At 45.7% G+C, this 19,384-nt stretch carries 19 protein-coding genes; 3 read left to right on the top strand and 16 right to left on the bottom strand.

Annotated features, from left to right (window positions below):
• Positions 1-10: 10 nt before the first annotated feature.
• The 4 genes from HV311_RS26255 to HV311_RS26240 form a co-directional block, all read right to left on the bottom strand.
• Positions 11-283 carry a hypothetical protein gene (locus HV311_RS26255; RefSeq protein WP_007372231.1) on the bottom strand — a complete coding sequence of 91 codons (273 nt, stop codon included), beginning with the start codon at positions 281-283 and terminating at the stop codon, positions 11-13.
• Positions 280-2,766: a type IV secretion system protein TraC gene (traC, locus tag HV311_RS26250; RefSeq protein WP_191221231.1), complete on the bottom strand. Its 2,487-nt coding sequence runs from the start codon at positions 2,764-2,766 to the stop codon at positions 280-282. The genes HV311_RS26255 and traC overlap by 4 nt, the downstream gene beginning before the upstream one ends.
• Before the next feature lie 27 nt (positions 2,767-2,793).
• Positions 2,794-3,558 carry a DsbC family protein gene (locus HV311_RS26245; protein WP_007372229.1) on the bottom strand — a complete coding sequence of 255 codons (765 nt, stop codon included), beginning with the start codon at positions 3,556-3,558 and terminating at the stop codon, positions 2,794-2,796.
• 180 nt (positions 3,559-3,738) lie between these two features.
• On the bottom strand, positions 3,739-5,148 hold the full coding sequence (locus HV311_RS26240) for a YadA-like family protein (RefSeq protein WP_326928903.1): 1,410 nt from the start codon (positions 5,146-5,148) through the stop codon (positions 3,739-3,741).
• Between HV311_RS26240 and HV311_RS26235 the strand changes: the two genes are divergently transcribed.
• Positions 5,147-6,127, top strand: a complete 981-nt coding sequence (locus HV311_RS26235; protein WP_064349473.1) for an IS5-like element IS5 family transposase — start codon at positions 5,147-5,149, stop codon at positions 6,125-6,127. The genes HV311_RS26240 and HV311_RS26235 overlap by 2 nt on opposite strands.
• Before the next feature lie 37 nt (positions 6,128-6,164).
• On the opposite strand, the gene HV311_RS26230 is transcribed toward HV311_RS26235, so the two are convergent.
• The 12 genes from HV311_RS26230 to mobH form a co-directional block, all read right to left on the bottom strand.
• Positions 6,165-6,536 (bottom strand): hypothetical protein, encoded by a 372-nt coding sequence (locus HV311_RS26230; RefSeq protein ID WP_326928902.1) that lies wholly within the window; start codon positions 6,534-6,536, stop codon positions 6,165-6,167.
• A 93-nt stretch (positions 6,537-6,629) separates the two neighbouring features.
• Positions 6,630-7,196 carry a type IV conjugative transfer system lipoprotein TraV gene (gene traV, locus HV311_RS26225; RefSeq protein ID WP_016241587.1) on the bottom strand — a complete coding sequence of 189 codons (567 nt, stop codon included), beginning with the start codon at positions 7,194-7,196 and terminating at the stop codon, positions 6,630-6,632.
• Positions 7,193-8,590 carry a TraB/VirB10 family protein gene (locus HV311_RS26220; RefSeq protein WP_007372227.1) on the bottom strand — a complete coding sequence of 466 codons (1,398 nt, stop codon included), beginning with the start codon at positions 8,588-8,590 and terminating at the stop codon, positions 7,193-7,195. The genes traV and HV311_RS26220 overlap by 4 nt, the downstream gene beginning before the upstream one ends.
• A gap of 4 nt (positions 8,591-8,594) precedes the next feature.
• Positions 8,595-9,713, bottom strand: a complete 1,119-nt coding sequence (locus tag HV311_RS26215; RefSeq protein WP_016241588.1) for a TraK domain-containing protein — start codon at positions 9,711-9,713, stop codon at positions 8,595-8,597.
• A 159-nt stretch (positions 9,714-9,872) separates the two neighbouring features.
• A complete protein-coding gene (locus HV311_RS26210; protein WP_007372225.1) occupies positions 9,873-10,499 on the bottom strand; it encodes a TraE/TraK family type IV conjugative transfer system protein in 627 nt (208 codons plus the stop codon).
• Positions 10,496-10,780, bottom strand: coding sequence for a type IV conjugative transfer system protein TraL (gene traL / locus HV311_RS26205; protein WP_007372224.1), 285 nt, complete (start codon positions 10,778-10,780; stop codon positions 10,496-10,498). Before traL ends, HV311_RS26210 begins: the two co-directional genes overlap by 4 nt.
• Before the next feature lie 49 nt (positions 10,781-10,829).
• Positions 10,830-11,648: a DsbA family protein gene (locus HV311_RS26200; RefSeq protein WP_007372223.1), complete on the bottom strand. Its 819-nt coding sequence runs from the start codon at positions 11,646-11,648 to the stop codon at positions 10,830-10,832.
• Positions 11,645-11,938, bottom strand: a complete 294-nt coding sequence (locus HV311_RS26195; RefSeq protein ID WP_007372222.1) for a hypothetical protein — start codon at positions 11,936-11,938, stop codon at positions 11,645-11,647. Before HV311_RS26195 ends, HV311_RS26200 begins: the two co-directional genes overlap by 4 nt.
• Positions 11,939-12,022: 84 nt before the next feature.
• Positions 12,023-12,673 (bottom strand): DUF4400 domain-containing protein, encoded by a 651-nt coding sequence (locus HV311_RS26190; RefSeq protein ID WP_007372221.1) that lies wholly within the window; start codon positions 12,671-12,673, stop codon positions 12,023-12,025.
• Entirely contained in the window at positions 12,658-13,044 is a 387-nt protein-coding gene (locus HV311_RS26185; protein ID WP_009654243.1) for a hypothetical protein, read from the bottom strand. The genes HV311_RS26190 and HV311_RS26185 overlap by 16 nt, the downstream gene beginning before the upstream one ends.
• Positions 13,045-13,046: 2 nt before the next feature.
• Positions 13,047-15,023 (bottom strand): conjugative transfer system coupling protein TraD, encoded by a 1,977-nt coding sequence (gene traD / locus HV311_RS26180; RefSeq protein WP_048242093.1) that lies wholly within the window; start codon positions 15,021-15,023, stop codon positions 13,047-13,049.
• Positions 15,016-17,718 (bottom strand): MobH family relaxase, encoded by a 2,703-nt coding sequence (gene mobH / locus HV311_RS26175; protein WP_007372219.1) that lies wholly within the window; start codon positions 17,716-17,718, stop codon positions 15,016-15,018. Before mobH ends, traD begins: the two co-directional genes overlap by 8 nt.
• Before the next feature lie 149 nt (positions 17,719-17,867).
• On the opposite strand from mobH, the gene HV311_RS26170 reads away from it, so the two are divergent.
• Both HV311_RS26170 and HV311_RS26165 read left to right on the top strand, forming a co-directional pair.
• Entirely contained in the window at positions 17,868-18,437 is a 570-nt protein-coding gene (locus HV311_RS26170) for a hypothetical protein (protein ID WP_016241589.1), read from the top strand.
• A gap of 22 nt (positions 18,438-18,459) precedes the next feature.
• A complete protein-coding gene (locus tag HV311_RS26165) occupies positions 18,460-19,359 on the top strand; it encodes a DsbA family protein (protein ID WP_016241590.1) in 900 nt (299 codons plus the stop codon).
• The last annotated feature ends 25 nt before the right edge of the window (positions 19,360-19,384 follow it).

Raw genomic sequence — 19,384 nt, 5'->3', positions numbered from 1 at the left:
TCGCCCACCGCTATTGCTGAGTGTTGATGGTCTGGGGGATCTTGAGCCCCGTAGGGTAGCTATAAAGGGCTGAGGCATTGAGCACAAGATACCCCGCCTCTGACAGTTTCTCAGCGCGGGCTAATACCAGCCTTGACTGGGCTTCACCTAACGGTTGACCTTTATCGTCCATAAAGTTGATGACTGCAACATAGTCATAGGGCGAGGCTGGTGGGAATAACCGCCCAAAAAGGGCGGCTCCGATGAAACCAAAAAGCAGCGCAATTGCAGCGGTTTTAATCATGCGGCTAACCCCCGCTCAACCAGAATTTCGTTGATAGCCTCTTCGGTATTGATCCCCCGGGACTTTCTGTCTTTGATCGCGGCAACGTCTTTCGGGTCAGTCGAATAGAGAAGTAAGCTGAATGGGTCAACCACAAGTCTGCAAATACCCTGGCCCGCTTTAGAAATGACAAAGATTTCTGAGTAGACACCTTTCGTGGAACGAACGGTTTTAAGGAACCGGTAACCAGCCTCGTCCAGCGCCAGACGTTTATTTGCTTCAGCTTCGTTCACTGCGGATTCACTTTGCCCCAGCAAGAGCATAAAGGCTGAGTTATCTGCGATCGATTTCCCGATACTATCTTTGTAAATATCGTTGATAGACTGGGTGATGGTAATTGCAGCTCCGTTATATTTACGGAACCGGCGATAACCTTTCTCGATGAACGCCCCGATATTTCCTGATAACAATGCCCAGGCCTCATCGATAATGACCAGCTTCATCTGGCTACGGTCGCCCATGAACATGTCCTGCTGGATTTGATAAATCAGCTGAAGGAGGACAACCTGTTTAAGGTGTTCTGAACTTTCCAGTCGGGAAAGTTCAAGTACAGTGAACGGATTTTTGAAGTCGATATTGTTCTTACCAACAAAGTACTTCCCGTACTGGCCCGCACTCGTGAACGGATAGAGCTGATGGCCAATACGTTTAATGTCTTTATCTTCATCTTTCAGCAGTGAATCAGCAACCATATCAACGGTGGTCAGCTTCTTGTGTACACGGACAAGATCAGCTACATGTTGTTTAAGTCGAGACTCTTCGAATGAATTCAGACCTTCTTTAGGAGCTGCCATCACCGATAACAATCCGATGATCAGATCTTCTTCACCGCCACTGGAGTCATCATCTTCAGACTCACCGAAATAGTCTTCGATCAGTTCGAAGAAGTTAAGACATGGCCTGGTTTTGGGATTGAAGTCGAGATAATCGCCCTGGTAGGTCTCACAGATATTTTTGTACGAGTCACCTACATCAATACACCAGACTTTAGCCCCGAGGCTTCTGTAGGCGGTGATAATGTAGTTTGTCAGGAATGACTTACCCGACCCCGACTCAGCTGCGATACAGGCGTTATAGTTAGTATCAGAATCAAACAAGTCCAGTGATTGGATCTGGCCAGAGCGCGATGTCAGCATTAAGGCGGGTTTGTCTGTACCTTGCCAATCTGCATAGAGAGGTGAAAGTACCATCGCTTCACTGAGTGCCATTGTTCGATATCGGCCAATGGACTTTTCTGCTGATGCTTCGTTAAACATTGGCAGAGCTGACAGGAAAATTGGCGCAACATAGTAGGTATCTGGGATCATCTTAAACTGATAGGTGTTCAGATAACTTGCAGCTTCCTGAGCAGCGCGTAACACGCCATCTTTTGAGTTAGAGAAGATTGATACCGTAAATTTGGCTTTGCAAATTGGGTCGTTGTTATCAACTTTTTCGCTAAGAAGATCGAAGCCCTCACGCAAGTTTATGAGTGATGGAACCCACTTAATTAATGGGCCACTGGTTTGCTGAACAACCCAGTTACGTTTCGAGGTGAATTTAGTTTTTTCACTTTGCTGATCAAAGAAAATCAGGCTCATTGAGATGATGCAGGATGATTTAATTCCAGTAACACCACTCATCATATCGCCGAGAAAGTATTGCGCTTGCCCGGGAAAGAATCTTTTCGGGAATTTTCGCGCACTCAATGTTTTCACAAACGTTGTCGGTGTAGGTGCTTCTCCACGAAGCTCGGAATCTGTCGGATCACCAAAACCGCAATAGTCTTTCTTAATGAAAAACATGCGATCGTGGTCGACTAACTGTTCTGAAATGTACTTGTCTTCTTGTGGCTGTACCGGCGTCCGGTCTCTCCAGGAGGCGCTTTCACCCTGGTTGCAAATGGAGCTCAGAACATCGATGTAACTTTCACGCGTCAATGCACCGGGACACAAACCAGTGATGCTCAGCGTCGTTTCGAACACATTCCGCAGCTCGTTAACGTGATTGAATTTTTCTTCACGCATTTCATAGTTATATTTGATCGGAATTTTTACTGTAATGAGAAGCACACAATTTCGGACGCGAGTCCCGGTTCGCTTCATCGGCGTTTCGGTGCTTTTCAAAAGGAATTTAGAGCGGTTATAAATTGCGTTACGCAGGATTGCGTCCCGGCAATCCATACGCAATACGTCCATCCGGTTAATTTTCTGTACGATGTTTGGGCTTGCAACCAGGTCAAACTGAACGATAGTTTTGGCGGGGAAGTTGGAAGACAGCAACGTTTGAAGGTTAGTCATCTCCTTGCCGGTTGTCCCGCTTAAGGGACGACAAACAAATCCGAAACCAACATATTTGTTGTCGCACATAAACAAATGATTGGATTCGTCATATGCACGTACAGGACACAAGTCAGAAAAACGCTTCAGGTTTTTGAGTCGCTGAAAAATTAAAGATTCACTCATAATGCCTCCAGGATTCCCAAGAAAGTGTTACTTGTTCTCGATAAAGTTTTTGAGGCCTTGTTTTGGTGAGCCGAGTACGTAGGAGCCGTCATCACGCACAATGAAAGGGATCATGCTGACACCTAGTATCTGAGCCGTAACTTCACGTCGAGCCAGAGCCTGCATATCGCAGTTCTTTACCTGGTCGAATTTCTGAGTGGAATTTCCGCTGATAATTGCGCGGTCTGCGCGGTAGCGGTCGGATGCACAATACAATTCAATATTTCGCTGCTGGCTTGCCGGGCCCAGAGCTCCGAGCGACAGAACGCTAACGGTGAATTCTTTCGGGTCGAGGTCAGCAAGTGCTGAAAGTGGGGCTGCACAGGCTTCACAACCAGGTGCGGTAAATATCATGACCTTTTTAGGCCCATCGCCCCATACGGCTGGGCGCAAGTCCGCGATATTTAGGTTCAGCTCTTTCATCGGAATGATGCTGGCGTTCTTGGTTATTTCGCTCATGGTGGTCAGAGGCTTTTTAGCCCATGTGTCATAGAGCGTTCCCTGTATAACGAAGCGGCCATTAGAAGACAGCAAATTAACTTTCCCATCAATCTCTAGTGCGATGATGCCGTTAGTAGGGACGACAAAACGTTTTACTTCCTGCGAATTCTGAGGAATGTTCTTGAACGCTTTTTCATTGAAAATCGTATCGATATTCCCGGTGTTTGTTTTTACTGTATCGGCGAATACAGAAGCTGATGCAGAAAGTGCCACCAAAAGTGCCGCAGTCGCGACATGTTTGATAAAGTTCATAGTAACCGCTCCAAATGAGAGAGGTTTCATTTTCACATATTGATTTATTTTGCCGCAGGGAAAAGGGCTGCAAACTGTCCCCAAAAAAAGGAAGTGATGAAATGTTAATATCGGTTTTAATTACTCAATTAGTCCAAATAAAAAGCCACAAAAAAGTGGCTTTTTATTTATGCTTTATTATTACTGGAAGCCAACCGCAAATCCTGCACCAGCTCCAACACCACCGGCTGTATCAGCCGACATGCTAAAGCGGACGTTTACTTTTTCATTGATAGCGTAATTCGCTCCTCCCGAAATTGCCCCCTGGTCTCGGTACGCGCCCATCGCCATGCCAAAACCCGACACGTTATTGAGGAAGGGAATTGAAGCGATAGCAATTGCGCTTGCTGAGCCTGCTTTTGCTCTTTTATCATTACGGTCAACCGTCTTTTTAAGGTCAGAGAACTTCTGGTTTGTGTAGCTATTAGCTGAAGCCAAGGTCTGTCGGTCACCATCAATCCGTGACTGGCGCTCAGTATCGACAAGGAAATCAGTCCTTGAGTTGATGACAGATTCACGGGCATCCGTATGACTGTTTGCACTTACAAGAGTTTGAGCATCGCCAGCAACTCGGGATGCGCTTTCAGTTGCAATTAGACTGTCGGTACGAGCGTTGATCGACACTTCACGCTCGTCGGTATAAGTATTAGTATCCGTGGCAGTCTGGCTATTGTCGTTACTGCTACCAGACCCTGTACCACTTCCTGTCCCGCTGCCGTCCGTACCGTTATTGTTATTTCCGCCTGTAGTAGGTGGCGTTGTGTTAGAGCCAGAGCCAATGGATGAAAGGTACGAACTGATGGCACTATCAGTGTACGCCTGAAGTGAACTAACGGAATTCATGAGCTGACCATAGTTCACCGCATCATACCGGCTGGAACCATCAGCAACATTAGTCAGTGTTCTTTGTACCGTAGCTGAACCAAACGATACGGTATCAGCACTATTGGAGAATGAACCGTTCCCAATGGAAATACCTCCATTTGAAGCAGAAGCATAATTACCAATAACAATTGCGTTATCATCGGATACAGTATTGTAGTTGCCAAGCACGATCGATTCGTCGGAATCAATGGTATTAATTGTGCCGATTGTGATGTTGCCAAATTTAAAAACAGCAGAGGGGTCATTAATCGGTGCAGCTGTAATATTGTTTAAGGAACCGATAGTCAAAGCGTAGGAACCACCACTCACCGTATTGAATGTACCCATTATAGAACCAGCGTAATTAGTAGCAGTGTTTCTGGAACCAAGAATTGCTCCCATACCTACCATATCCAGTTCGTTATAAGAGCCTATTACTTGCAATGCACTTCCTGAAACGTTATTGCTATAACCCATAACGGCAAGGTTTTGTCCTAGAACTTTATTGTCACTCCCAACCAGATTCAAATCAAAAAGACCAGTGCCAGTATTATTATTCCCGTAAACATTGAAACTATTGGCGTAGTCATTCCAGAATTGGCTTGGGTCGTAACTAAGGAAGGTGCGAACAAGTCCCTGATATGAGATCATGTTTGTCATCTGGAGCCATGGAACAGGGTTCATCATGAGTCATCAACTTACCTTCGCCGACAGTGAATTCAGCAGTAAGCGCCGTCAGACCAGAAAAGAGATTTTCTTGTCCCGTATGGAGCAGATTCTGCCATGGCAAAACATGGTGGAAGTCATCGAGCCGTTTTACCCCAAGGCTGGTAATGGCCGGCGACCTTATCCGCTGGAAACCATGCTACGCATTCACTGCATGCAGCATTGGTACAACCTGAGCGATGGCGCGATGGAAGATGCTCTGTACGAAATCGCCTCCATGCGTCGGTTTGCCCGGTTATCCCTGGATAGCGCCTTGCCTGACCGCACCACCATCATGAATTTCCGCCACCTGCTGGAGCAGCATCAACTGGCCCGCCAATTGTTCAAGACCATCAATCGCTGGCTGGCCGAAGCAGGCGTCATGATGACTCAAGGCACCTTGGTCGATGCCACCATCATTGAGGCACCCAGCTCGACCAAGAACAAAGAGCAGCAACGCGATCCGGAGATGCATCAGACCAAGAAAGGCAATCAGTGGCACTTTGGCATGAAGGCCCACATTGGTGTCGATGCCAAGAGTGGCCTGACCCACAGCCTAGTCACCACCGCGGCCAACGAGCATGACCTCAATCAGCTGGGTAATCTGCTGCATGGAGAGGAGCAATTTGTCTCAGCCGATGCCGGCTACCAAGGGGCGCCACAGCGCGAGGAGCTGGCCGAGGTGGATGTGGACTGGCTGATCGCCGAGCGCCCCGGCAAGGTAAGAACCTTGAAACAGCATCCACGCAAGAACAAAACGGCCATCAACATCGAATACATGAAAGCCAGCATCCGTGCCAGGGTGGAGCACCCATTTCGCATCATCAAGCGACAGTTCGGCTTCGTGAAAGCCAGATACAAGGGGTTGCTGAAAAACGATAACCAACTGGCGATGTTATTCACGCTGGCCAACCTGTTTCGGGCGGACCAAATGATACGTCAGTGGGAGAGATCTCACTAAAAACTGGGGATAACGCCTTAAATGGCGAAGAAACGGTCTAAATAGGCTGATTCAAGGCATTTACGGGAGAAAAAATCGGCTCAAACATGAAGAAATGAAATGACTGAGTCAGCCGAGAAGAATTTCCCCGCTTATTCGCACCTTCCCTAAATGATAAGTCATTATTGCTTCCGGTAATAATATAGTTTGTTAACGAAGTAATTGTGTTGTTATTCCCTGAAACACTTGAGTTGCCGAGTGGTGATTTACAGTTTGATGGGGTTGCACAGGGTGTTAGCCCTGAAATGTTATTGCCATCACCATTTACAGTAACTTCGTCAATTTGGGTGCTATCGATTGAGTTATCTGCCACGGCTACAGCACAATGAAGTGCCAGAACAATAGCAATATATAATGACTTTTGTTTCATGTGCTTACCTTTTCAGTGATGGGTATTAAAAAGACGACCAAGGAATACAGCACATGAAAAAAGTAGTACCGGTATACCGGTACTACTGGACAATTATTTAATGTAACTCCCTTTCTGAGGAGGTTGTGATGTCTCACCCTGGGATTGTGCTGGAGCAGCGGCAACCGGTGCAGACATTGGTCTGATAACAGCAGTTGATGTGGCACTATTTCTTGCACCGACTTCCCAACGACGCGGCTCAATCTCGGTATAGACGTAGCCAGGGACGTTAAGGTCTCCATCTGCGGTCTCATAGGGGTCAACCAGCACCCGCATGACGATAGATTGCGTTCGGATGGGTTGAGGATCAGCAGCAGTAGCAGGCACAGGGACGTATCGACCACCATCGGCAGTATTCCGTCCACCGTTCCCGGCTGTAGTGCGCAGCCGCTTAACCTCCACAGGCTTTCCCGAAAGTTGGTTTTCAGATGCGGTGTCAATCTGCTCCTGGTAATCATCTCCATCGGTCAGGGCATACACATCTCGGACATTCATACATGTGACCGAATTGGGCATTCCCTTGCATCCATATTCATCGTTCTGGCCCAGTAGTGAGCAACCCGACATCGCAAAACCGGCACTAACTAAAAACAATGCCGATACAATTTTCTTCGTCATCATTTCTTGCCCCCAACGGTTTGAGTTTTTGAAGTAACACGTGTGAATTTCAGCATGACCCCTTTTTGCACAATAAAATCAACACTACGGCCTGGATCAATTTCAATTACAGGGAAAAGGTCACCGGCCATTTGCATATAGAAATCGGCAAGACGATTCAATGCGCCACCTACGCCAGAAACTGCTGCGCCCTGGAGTGCGTCAGAGCTCATAACCTGCTGGTAAGGAGTAGCGTCACTACTATCTCCATCGCGTTTAATACTGATTGTCGGAATACTCTGTACGTTAAAGAGCTGAGATGCAGCCTGTAGGAAGCCAGCGGTCAGGGCTCGTGCCAGGTATTGCCCTTGTTTGGTAACCAGTCGACCACGAACACCTGATTTACCATCTTCACCAACAGCGTAGGCTACGAGTGGGGCTTCAAAAACTGCACCGTCATCCCGAATGCACGTTATGACTTCCGATCTGAAATAAGCTCTTTCGGAGGACAAATCACCGAACCCAGCTGCAAGCATTCCGCATTCACGTATATCTGCACGGAAACGGTTTGGGAGAATTGCATCCTTTTTCACCCTGGCCAGCGCCGGATAAGGGTCTTTTCGTGCATCACGAGATGTTGGTGCATCCATCCCCGCAATCAAAACAGTACTTATGATCGACGTTGCAGGAAGGTAGGTCTGGTTCTCGGGGTTATCATCTTCGTCAGCAACGGGTGCGGCTTCAATATCTTCCTGTACAGTGATGATTTCAGGAGTTGCCTGGCTTGGTACTGCTTTGCCATCCTTCCCTTTCTGCTGACGCTGGTTTGCTGCGGGTTCCGGTACGACAGGGGGGGCCGCATCTTCGTATACGCGCTGTAATGTTTTCCCGTTATTGAAACTTCCTGAGTTTCTTGGCGCAACTGAAGGGGCAGATATCTCTTCAGGTTTATACAGAGTAGGGACGTTACGTTGGCCGTTTCCAGCCAGTGGTGTCGCTCCGCGAGACTGTTGTGAGTAAGGCACAGGGTTAGAGACGGTATCAACGCGTTTCTTAATAGCTGCAACCTCAGCGCCTGATTTTTTCTGGTTGTTCTCCAGATTGCTAAGACGCTGAGCTGTCTGATCAGCACCATATTTCTCGGTTAACGTTTTAATCAGTTGACCTTGCTCTTTAATGGTCTTGTCGAGTGCGCGAATTCGCGCCGCAATAGCATTCTGGCTAACTCCATTGGTATCACCATCGGTAAGGACGCTGGCAATCACTTTTTCTTGTGGCGCTCGATTTCGGGGGCCAGCTGAGTCGGGTATAACCAAGAGCAAAAAAAGAACGGCGAAAGTAAATACGCCAGCCCATAAAACCCATTTTTTATGCTTTGCTGAAATTGAGGCCCATTTCTCTTTTAAGGGGATAAGCATGATTTTACTCCGCGAGTTTAGGGCGCATGGAATCGTTAGCTTGTTCGTTTGGCTGGATGTTGCGGATAACGAAGTAAGCTTCAGTTCGCTGGCCAGGCTGGAGAGTGTTGCGACTCCATAGTGCTCTTGCTGCAAGCTGAGGATGGGTGCAGAGTGATTCATCAACCATTACTGTTGATGAACCAGTGTTTTGTGCAACGCCGATGATGACACTGAATTGACTACCCTGAAGATACTGGCCATTTGCAAAGGAGTAGCGAATCTGATCCTGGTCAGTACCCGTGCGGAAATTACAGTTCGGGATACCAACTCCTGAAGAGAGATTTCCCAGAGAGTATCCGGGTGGAATGTCCCCAAGCGCGATGGTTCGCATTATGTTGCGAATCGTCTCGATGTAATTATCTTTCTGTTCCCATCGCCTGGCTTTGACTTCGCTTCCACCATAGTTGTTATATGCCGCAGGCATAACACCAGAAGTACTCGTGTTGTTCAGCTTTCGTGAAAGCATGAGAGTGGCTTGCACCGGTGCAATTTTCTGAGGTACTAACGACACGGAGATCGCTACACTTTCGTCACCTTTCTCACTGATATAGAGACTTGCCGGGTTACTGTCTGAGGTGGAAACGTAGAGAGCGTTATCTTTTACATTTACAGTTACACCCTCCTGTTTAACTTTCTGCACTACAGGGTGTTCAAACGGTGTAACAAGCCGGTTGATCTGGTTAATCGAAATCGGTACGAGGGTGTTCACGCCAGGCGCAACGATATATTCCAGCCGAGAAGGAATGACTTCTTTTGTGAGTGGAACGGGACTGGCAATTGCAGCAGGTACTGGTTGAATATTACGGCCATCAATAGCTGGTTCACTCCCGCCATTGATAGAGTTACTTGCTGGTGGTGTATAGTTGTCAGGATATGGGCGTGTTTCTGTGCTGAGCATTGCCTGAGTTGAGGATGCTGGTCGAGAGGCGAGTTTTGCAGTGACTTTGGGTTGCGACTGCGCATCAGGCTGCTCAAATACCATGCCTTGATCAACAGACATTTCGCCCGCCGTTACGCTATGGGTCGCTAATGTGGACGACGCGGTAAGCAACAGGATAATTATGCGTTTACTATTCAACATTTAGCCCCCCGATAAGTGGCAACACTACGTTCATTTTTAAATTGGCTATTACCAATCAGAAAATTCATTTCGGCACATCCGTTTTGTTTACTGATTGCTGATTTATTAATCTCTCGCTTAAAGATTTATATCTCGGTTAAATCAACTAACGAAATTCTGTCAGGAAGTTCGAGCTGCCGAAGATTTCTGCCTTTGACCTTTGTGTTTATCTTCTTCACTTGGCAGCAACGGTTTGCCACTCTTTATCTCAATGAACGTAATAATGGGCCGGTAGCCTTTTACGTTAACAGTAATCTCGTAATAGACTGGCGTGGTCGATGGTTTGCCGGTGATACCTTCGAGAGTTTGGTTACCGGTGACATAAAAAGTACCAACTGCTAACGGGTCGGTGATAACCCCGACCGGATTAAAAGAAAGCGAGATTCGGTCGCGCTTAATTTGGTCAATCTGGTCGTCCATTGCTTTCATAACTTTTGTGTAAATTGAAGCGTCAAGAAACGGGCCGATAGAATTCTTGAGTAGATCTAAAGTGGCTGGGTTAGCATTTCCAAAACTGTCGGCTATATATAACGCCCATGCCTTCATATAAGAGCTGCTGGCGGCTTTTTCATCCAGCCAGGCTGTTTCTGTAAGGTTTGGCGGAATAATAGTGATGGGTTGTGTTTTGGCTAACAGAGCATAACCAAGTACAAGGTTTGCCAGAATCATTGAGGCAGAGATTAACTTGAAACTTTTGTTTTCTAACTGAAGTCCAACTAACCCTTTTTTGAAATTATGGATATTCATACAATAAACTCCCGGTCGAAGGATTCAGGTACAAAAGTGCCACCACCGAATGTGACTCCGAATTTCCAGTAACAGAGGTGCATAAAATATTTCTCAGAAGCTCGCGCCAGAAAACCGCCATAAACACGTGAAACTACAACACCCAGAATTATCATCGGTAATAATCGTCCAGTGATAATCCCAACCGCGAGAGCAACGAAAAATGGCATGGCTTCATCAATCGACCAAAAAAATAACTTTGGTGGTTCGTCAATCGAGTGAGAAATATAAACAGGTTCCATGATGACCTCTCATATGAATTTTTTCAGATTTATTGACGACAAAATGCGCCTATTTCTGACCAGAGCCTGCAAGCTGAGCCATCATTTGCATAAGGCCTGCTCCATCTACTGCGCCCTGAACAATGGCTGACTTATCACCGTAGACAACAATGTTTGTAGGGGTCTTTTGGATACCAAGCTGACCTGCTTCACGAACGTCGTCGGCTATCTTGCTGGACGGCCTGGCCGCATTGATACATTCAAGTAAGCGGTTCGGGTCTAAACCAGTTTCGCGGGCGATTTGGTCTAGCGGTGCGCTAAGACCGTGCCCGTCAGATTGGCTGTAGCGGAATAACGCTTTAGATAACTGGAAGAAAGATGGATTTCCTCCCTGCTCAACAGCACACTCCGCTGCTAAAGCTTCAGTACGGGAAGCCTGCCCGTGAACAGGAACATGTTTGAAAACCATCGCAATATTCCCTTGTGATGAATCCACGAGATCCATAACGATTGGGAAATGTTGTTTGCAGTACTGACATTCAAAATCGGAATACTCAATGATATAGAACTGAGCATCCGGGTTCCCATAAATACGTTCGTTGTCCGTAGAAGGCGCATAGGCGGTATCGGGTTTGTTTCCAGTCCGGTAACCGACATTGGATTGTTTCTGCGATTCAGGTTTTAGGCCCGCTGCATTAATGTATTTTGCAAATGCGTCCAGTAGTTCGCTTTTGTTGTTTACTACGGGCTTGTGAGTCTCAGCAACGATCGCTAGGTCATTAAGAAGTTGGGACTGTCTATCGATTTGGTAAGTAAAAAATGCAGCCGTGCTTACCATAACCATGAGCGGAATTCCAAATATAAGAGAGTTCAAAATGTTCTTTTTCATTTGTAGCCTCTTGATTGCTGCAATTGTTCCGGCGTATAGATTTCGTTTGGCTTTTGGACTTTGACCTGAGACGCCTCAGCAGCTTTTTGCTTTTTAAGATAGGGCAGTATGATTTCAGCCATGTCTTTGTTCAGGACATCCCGTGACTGAGGGTAAGTTGATGCCGTGATCTTCTGATTGAGGATACGGATTTTTTCTGGGACATCAGAAATTAGCAAATAGCTAATCATCCCTACGGTAAACGTCAGGCAGAGCAGGGCAGAAAGAATAAATGGTTTCGAATTAGTCATGCATCACCTCGCACAGCTAATTTAACAAACATGAAATATTGAGGAAAAAGAAAAGCACCGCAAATTGAGGTGCTTTTCTTAAGGTTAAATACGTTTTGGTAGGTTTGAAATAAGTAGAGATGAACCAATAGGAATCATTACTATCATTATGAGTGCCCCGATCATTGGAGGCACAGGTAACGGTATAAAAAGCGACAGGAGAACGCTATATACACCCCAGCCAATCAATACCATGCTACGACGGTTAAGAAACGGACTGGCATATCCAAAGTTATATCTTTTTGCCATCCACCGCATTACCCCTGCAAACAGAGACGGGATGATGACCACGGCCATGTACGGTAACCAATACATATCAAGTGTTAAACGATACATAATCATGTAGAGCCAATAATTCAGGTTCTCGGCAATGTTCTGGAAAAGCCCAACAAAGTATTTCAGTGGCCCGCCGTGGTTGGCCATGTCGCTGGGAGGAAGCTGGTAAAAATCCTTTAACGCCTTATCAATCCCCGTATTTACAAATGCTTCAGTATAATTGTCGCGAGCCTTTTGCAATACCATGACGAAATCTTTTTCGCCTATCATTTTATGACCCCATGCGATTTCTTTCAGAGCATTAGACTTAAAATACTCAACCGGAAAGAAGACAGAGATAAAAAGGAGAATCGTCGAACTCCAGATGATCAGTGTCTTTATCGTCTTAGGCCACTTTTCCTCATTCAACTTATCAGACATTCGATATCCCCAATCTTCGCCTTCCTCCCAGCCTGGATAATCAGTTCGTTGGTTAGCTTTCTCGGGAGATTTATCCGTGAAGTAATTTCACAGAAATTCAACGTGTGTTGAAGTTCCCGGCAAACGAACAAGCCAAGCTCAATGATATAGATCGCAAGCCGCTCCCAGTCATTCAGCTCCTGCTCGTTGTCCTGATGATAAGCTTTGATAGCGGAGCTCACTGCTGCACCAACGCGTTCATCAGGAGTAAGGGTTTTCAGTAGAGCTAACATTTGCCCAGTGATGCCATCAACACATGGCCAGATCATGGTCAAACCGTCATATGAGGCTTGATCATCTTTACGCTTTAATAGAGTTTTGGTTTTAATCATATTTACCCCTCGGCGCTGATACGTGATTTTTCACCACGAACCTTTTGTTGACGTTCGTAGATTGAAAGGTACTTTTTAGCGATAGTTCGGACATCGCTTAACTCGGACTCATTCCTCGGCATTAATATGACGGGGACTTTACCTTTTACTATTTTATTAGCCTGATTTATGGCCATGCATTCGAGGTTGGGTAACCAACCTAGCAGTTGAGATTGAAATAACTCGCCTTCTTCCTCCATCAATCGTTCCCCGACACTGCCGGTGATTTGTTCAGGATCTGCACCTGCGCTGGAGCCATGACCACGCATAATATATTTGAACTTTGTCGGTGGTACTCGTTTCATGACTGCTTCCTGGGCATCAGGATCTGGTGTGCGTAGCGCCGTAAAGTGGTTCGTATTGGTTATAACCTGCTTCATTTTGGCTTCTGAACCGAGACGGGCTTCGAAGTCGGAAGTCGATTGCGACGAAATAAATAAGCGGAACCCAGCACCACGGGTTTTATTCAACATTTTAATAACTTGGTCATTAATAACTTCAGCTGCTTCATCGATTAACACCATTACAGAAGCCAAGTCCTGACCACCAGGTTTTAAAAAATTGTACACAGTCGAGCTAACAGATGTTATATCAGACAGGAAAATAGAACCGACCGCAGATCCAGTCTCAGCATCTGCAAGGGAATTTAACCCCAAATACAACATTCCCCCGGTAGTGATGATATCCTGAATATTCGAAATTGGACGAGTATCATTCAGTTCATCTTCATCAGCACTGTCAGGGGATAACAACTCTGACATAAACCCTTGAGTTAGTTGACTAAGAATTGGCATCACGTTCAGAATCATTTTCTGGAAGTGTTCGCGCTGATGACCGAACATATCAATACCGGCTTCAATTGAAGTATCGCCTTTCCCTTTATTACCTTTAATGTCATTTCGGTAAATGTCTGCACATATTTCTGCTATTTCTTTTGGGCCTTTAATTTTAGACGAGTAACGGTCAATTTTCGCCTGTAAAATAATGTCGAAATCGGACTCTCCTAAAGTCTTGTGGCCGAATTTAGTGATGGCCATAATCAATAGAGATGCTAATGAAGAGATGTCAGCACTCAGTTGTGATTTAATATTGCGTAAAGTCGGTTTGATTTCACAGATTTTCATCAGCTCAACAACCGTAGTTAATGACATAATACCAAATGAAACAAACGGATTGCTCGTACTATCAGCACGTTGAATAACCGATGTAATTCTGTTAGCTACCTCGCCAGCCTGAGTGTAGTTAGTAATTGGAGATATTCGAGCTGATTTTTCAGGATGCGCCAATGAAACGTAATTATATTTCGTTGAGCGATCCACCAATTCCAGACAGAACTTCATCCATTCAGCCAGTTCTTCATCATTTTTGGGGTCAATGAGGATTAGTGGTTGTTTTTTTAGTGCGGCTTGAAGAATAAGTAGTTTAAAATATGTTGTTTTGCCTGAGCCGGTTGTGCCAGTTATAAGCGTATGCAACGATAAAAGTTCTTCAGAAATTCCGATCCATTCGTTTTTTTTACCTAGCGCATGAATCCAGCCGAGGCCCATAAAATTTTTGGATGGTTTGGCTACAAATTTCTTTATGTCACGCTTTATCAACTCAGATGCCAGTTGACCCTCATTCTGGCCCCACTCAAAGCCTCTGCAAATAAGATAGCTGTCAGGCTCACGAATCATCTGTTCGATAAATGATTTCATGTCCATTACGAGTGGTTTTGGTTTTCGCTTCAGGCGGCGTTTGTGCGTATAAATATCCCATGCTGCCGGGAGACTACGAATACCATAAGCAGCCTGGACTGCAACTGAGAGGTAACAGGGTAGAGATGGCATGTTAAACAGTGTATTAACCCCGATAGTTGCGGCTATACCTGCTGTCCAACCAAGAGTCTCAAGGCCTTCAAAATTTGTGCGCCAACGTAAGTTATATTTCCACTCACTCATCTTTATCCACCATTTGATTATGCATTCGTTCACTATTAGGAAGAATGTAGTCAACACCGGTCTTTGAATAGAAATCAAAGTGCATCAGCATAATCTTCTGCAATTGAGTAATATCAATGCCGAGTTCATCCGCAATACGTCGCTTTAAGGCAACGCTTACGGCAATGACAGGCTCTCCAGAATAGGTTCGCTTCAGCATACCTTTTGAAATCATTTCATTGCATAAATCTGTAATGTTGTAATCTTTATCAGAAACATCAGTTAAAGCAGAGTAAAGCAGATCGTTAAACTTCCCATCCATCAGCAAGTCGATATCATTATTAAGTTCTTTTCTGAGATATAAGCACTTCTGAGTACGATGGAAATAATACTGGGCTGGGGCTTCCATAAACCTTTGCCATAACCAGTTGGAGTCCTGAAGCAGAGCATAATTACGCTCATCAAAATCTTTATCAATAGCAATGATTAAGTGGCCTGATTCAATGAAAAGATCGTCTGAGTGGTCGGTAACATATTTAACGAGAAATTCTTTGGCCGCTTCAAGACCAGATACGTATAGCTGACTAAATTTATCGTAAAATTTTACGTTAGCCGGTATGTTGGCCGAAGTATCCGCATGAGCCGAGTAACCAAAATCGTTATCAGCTTTCACGTCATCCTGCCACATGGAATCATAATCTTCGTAAATTGAATAATCATCAATTACCTCACCAGACTGAATGCCGGTATCGACAGCATCCTGGTGCAGCTGAATTTCCTTTAATGCCTGACGGGTAGGTGAGGGCTGGGTCTGATCCAATGCATCGCTTGAAGTTGGTTCGTTGCTATTATACGAGTTGATGATTGAATGAAACTCAAGGGTTTCGTTCAGAGTTTTATGGTTTGGTTCTTTTATAAGTGAACTGGGTACAGAGAACTCAATCTCTGTTTGTGCCGATGCCAGGGTTTCTTTGAGGGAAAGACGGCGCTTGGGTTCATTATTCTCCGACACTGGCTTTGGTTGATTATCTTTGAGCCCTTTTGATTCCCCGCTGCCCGCCAGCTCAGTTGTTGGTGAATTAGTGTCATCCAGACAATCTTTTTGATTTTTGGTACTGGTATTTCTTTCCTTTACACGATTGTAGTCCTCATCAGAAAGCAGATTGAGCTTATGCAGCAGTTCGTGGGCGTTTTCCGGCGTAACCTGTCGGTTTCCAAAAATACTCTCCAGTGGAGATTCCTGTTCATCAGCAATGATTGTTCCGCCCTGTAAAACTGAGCGGTCGACCTCATTCGGTATTCCGGTTGACGGAACCGGCTTCTGACCAATGTAGGGTTCGCTTTCGACGAGTTTTGGCTGGTTTGGCCTCCCGGTCAGGTATTCCACCCATTTACCTTCAATACGGATGCGGCTGCTGCATGGTAGAGGGTCAACAGTATCGACAAATAGTACTTCTGGAGATATCAGAAGGATGCAGCTCAACGCAACTTTAGGGTCTTTGCTTTCTCTTGAACTTTTATCATTCAAGATATGAGGGGCAATACGCCAGTATGCAGTGTCATCGTCCTGGTGAACGTTTGGTCGACAGAGATGATAACTTAGCATCAGGTCAGCCAGACTATTCTGGGTTTGTGGAATAACAGCGCCGGAGTTCCTAACGGTCTCAATAATATCCTTGACCGCAACACCCCAGACGATGAATACGCCATAGGTAGTCACCCATACAGGGCTTCCTGGCTTGTTGGGAATCCAATCTCCTTTTTTCAATCTATGGCGCATGGCATCAACTACACGCTGAACCGCAGGTACACCTGACTGGCTTGCACGAATCGCATCACCGGCGTATTGCCGCATATCATAGTTAACGGATGCTGAGTCGGCGGCCTTAATGGTAGTGAGGATCTTGTTTTTGACGTCCTGACCACTGATTTTTTCTGCATTGAGCTGCGCACTGGCATTCAGTGCCCGGGTCAATTCATTGAAAATATCATTCCCGCCGTTAAGAAGGTAAACATGCATTTCTTTTGGCATGATCATCAACAACATATTGCTCGTGCTGGAGGTATGCTGGCGGTGACGGCCTGGTTTCCATACAAGATAGTATCTTTTTACATTGTTCTCTTTTGCCCAGACATGGATTGGTTCATGGCCTGGAGGCCAGTGAATTTTCCCGTCTTCGTTCCATACTTCAAAATCGGTAAATGGTTTCCCGAGGTCATGAAGTAGCCCACCAGCTGCGACTGCAAGTCGCCATGCTAATGCACGATTTGATTTATGTACGGGAACCGCCATTGAATCAAACTCGATGTTTTTAGAACGCCGGATACACTGGAAACACACTTCCAATGAATGACGCAACAATCCGGTTGCAGCACGGTGATGATGGTTTTCGGATGCCGGGAAGAGGTGAACAAAGTTAGCGAAATTTATCAGCATAGGAAGAATAAGCTGATTAAACTCAGAGTCCCTAATATCCAGTTCTCGTTTAATCGCCATCACAAGTGGTTTCTGGTAATGACGTAATACGTACTCACCCGGTACTTGAGCCGGGAATCCGATTTCGCTTGCCGGATAGCGCATATTATCTCGTGATGAAATGAGTTTCCCGATTTCTTCATCTACTGACATATCGATTTCGTCACCGAATAGATCAGTGGTAGCCTTTTTGTTATCAGGCAAAAAAGTATTCAGAATATTTTTAATGTGTCTCAGCATTAAAAGATTTCTCCGGTTAAGTACCTTGTAAGTTAACCGATTGAGAAAAAAATCGTGCTGGAAAATGACGACGTTTTGTCTTCATAAAACATAACGTCAAGGGTGAGAAATTAAGATAATGACGTTGCTATCCAATTGGAGACTAAGCAATGAAATTGGCGAATAAAATTGTTTTGCCCCTGCTGGTGGTTATTACCGGCGTAATCACCAGCGGTTGCAGTGGGACAGGTAAGCCACAACGTACTTACCTCGACGAAACGCGCAATCTCCCCGCCAGGGCCGAGTACCCCTACCAGTATCAGTACTCCGAATCCTGGCGTGGTACAGAACGCGGTGGCGCGGCTATACGTTACCCTGGGTATGAGCATACGCTCGTGAGTCCGTATGCCATCAATGATCCATCCGGGAAGCGATATGTGGCACATGACAATTACACCCAGGTCTTGCTCACTTCAGTGGCAAACACAAAGTATGCCAATGGGCCGCGTGGCACGTTCACACAGACCCCAGCATTTTGCGGGGAAAATACCTTTCTCCTTCCTAATAACACACAGAACGCCAGTAGGGCTGAATACCTCCGTATCAAAGATAAATACTGCTCAACACCTGGCTATCGGTTAAGTGCCCACGAATTAAATGTGCTTTCCAGTGGTGAACCGGAAGAGCTGCGGAAATATCGAATTCAGATGCAGATCGATAACCAACAACCTAAGTCCTAATCCATCAAAATGCGAGGGTACAATGGATAAGCAAAGAAATGAAAAGTGCAGTTCTGGAAATAAAACAATTTTTGCCTGGGCCGGGGGAATCGTTGTTGTAATCGGAATGGTTTGGTTGATGGTAATTAGTTTTATCTCGTACAAAACCCAGGTGATGACCAATCAACTGCTGGATAAAATTAGTACATCGCTGGCCAAGAACCCCGCAGTTCAACAGGGAGTGAACGGAAATATTCAGGACGAAGTAAAGGGTGCTCTTAAGTCTATCGCCGACCAAAAGCTCGCGGAAGAACGAAAGGCACTCTATAAAGGCTGGGACAAAGCAAATAAAAATACTGATGGCCGTTATATCTATGGCGAGCCTGGCGCTCGGTTTTCGTTGATCAACTATGAAGATCTGGAGTGTCCATTCTGCAAACGCTTCAAAGAAACGCCGAAGTATATCGTTGATACCGCGACAGCCGGGGCTGTTAACTGGGAATGGCGTCATTACCCTATGTCATTCCATGAGCCGGTCGCATCGAAGGGCGCAGCTGTTGCTGAGTGTATTGCGGAGCAGAAAGGGCCGAGTGCTTTCTGGGCCGTTACTGATTATTGGTTTAACCATACTGAAACAAACGGTAAAGGTTTTAAGGATGCGGACAGCATCCCAGCACTGTTTGAGGTAGACCAGGCGAAATTTGATACCTGTATGGGCAGTACTGAAGTGATTAAGCGCATTAAGCAGGATATGGAGGCCGGTTCAGCTGCCGGTGTTGATGGTACACCAACCACGATTGTGCGTGATAATGTCACCGGTAAAGAAGTCTCTGTTGTAGGCGCACAGCCCTTCTCAAAATTCGTTGAAGTGATCCAGTCTATGGTTGTCGATTCTCAGAGAGACACATCAGGCGAAGCCTCACCAGCTCAACAAGATAAATAGAAATAAAAAAGAGCCCTGAATTAAC

Origin of the sequence: Citrobacter sp. RHBSTW-00881, assembly GCF_013728515.1 — a bacterium.
Lineage (GTDB): Bacteria > Pseudomonadota > Gammaproteobacteria > Enterobacterales > Enterobacteriaceae > Citrobacter > Citrobacter braakii.
The sequence above is the reverse complement of the archived record's forward strand: the minus strand, read 5'-3'. Positions and strand labels throughout refer to the sequence as shown.